General features: G+C 49.2%; 6 tRNA genes. All 6 read right to left on the bottom strand.

The features are described 5' to 3' along the window. Position 1 precedes the first annotated feature (1 nt). The 6 genes from BGS40_RS05180 to BGS40_RS05155 all read right to left on the bottom strand — a co-directional run bounded on the left by BGS40_RS05180 (position 2) and on the right by BGS40_RS05155 (position 590). Positions 2–78 (bottom strand) — tRNA-Asp (locus BGS40_RS05180). 51 nt (positions 79–129) lie between these two features. Continuing rightward, positions 130–205, bottom strand: a tRNA-Val gene (locus BGS40_RS05175). 6 nt (positions 206–211) lie between these two features. Further along, positions 212–287, bottom strand: a tRNA-Arg gene (locus tag BGS40_RS05170). A 19-nt stretch (positions 288–306) separates the two neighbouring features. Continuing rightward, a tRNA-Lys gene (locus BGS40_RS05165) sits at positions 307–382 on the bottom strand. Positions 383–386: 4 nt separating this feature from the next. Continuing rightward, a tRNA-Asp gene (locus BGS40_RS05160) sits at positions 387–463 on the bottom strand. A gap of 51 nt (positions 464–514) precedes the next feature. Further along, positions 515–590: transfer RNA gene (locus BGS40_RS05155), tRNA-Val, on the bottom strand. Position 591: the final 1 nt, after the last annotated feature.

Below are 591 nucleotides of genomic sequence, written 5' to 3'. Positions count from 1 at the left end.
ATGGCGCAGCGGACGGGGCTCGAACCCGCGACCTCCGCCGTGACAGGGCGGCATTCTAACCAGCTGAACTACCGCTGCATCCAAAGTAAAGAAGTAGAGATTATAAAACCTATTTATGATTTTATAAAATGGTGGTCACTATAAGACTCGAACTTATGACATCCACCTTGTAAGGGTGGCGCTCTACCAACTGAGCTAAGCGACCTATGATTGGCGACCCCTAGAGGATTTGAACCTCTGTTTCCACACAGAGAGAGTGTTGTCCTGGGCCACTAGACGAAAGGGTCATAACCCTAACAATAAAAATGGTGTCCCGTGTTGGATTCGAACCAACGGCCCCCTCCTTAAAAGGGAGATGCTCTACCGGCTGAGCTAACGAGACAATATGGCGCAGCGGACGGGGCTCGAACCCGCGACCTCCGCCGTGACAGGGCGGCATTCTAACCAGCTGAACTACCGCTGCATCCAAAGTAAAGAAGTAGAGATTATAAAACCTATTTATGATTTTATAAAATGGTGGTCACTATAAGACTCGAACTTATGACATCCACCTTGTAAGGGTGGCGCTCTACCAACTGAGCTAAGCGACCT

Source organism: Campylobacter sp. 107 (assembly GCF_002383835.1).
GTDB lineage: Bacteria > Campylobacterota > Campylobacteria > Campylobacterales > Campylobacteraceae > Campylobacter_D > Campylobacter_D jejuni.
Note: the sequence above shows the minus strand (reverse complement) of the source record. Positions and strands in the feature narration are given on the sequence as shown.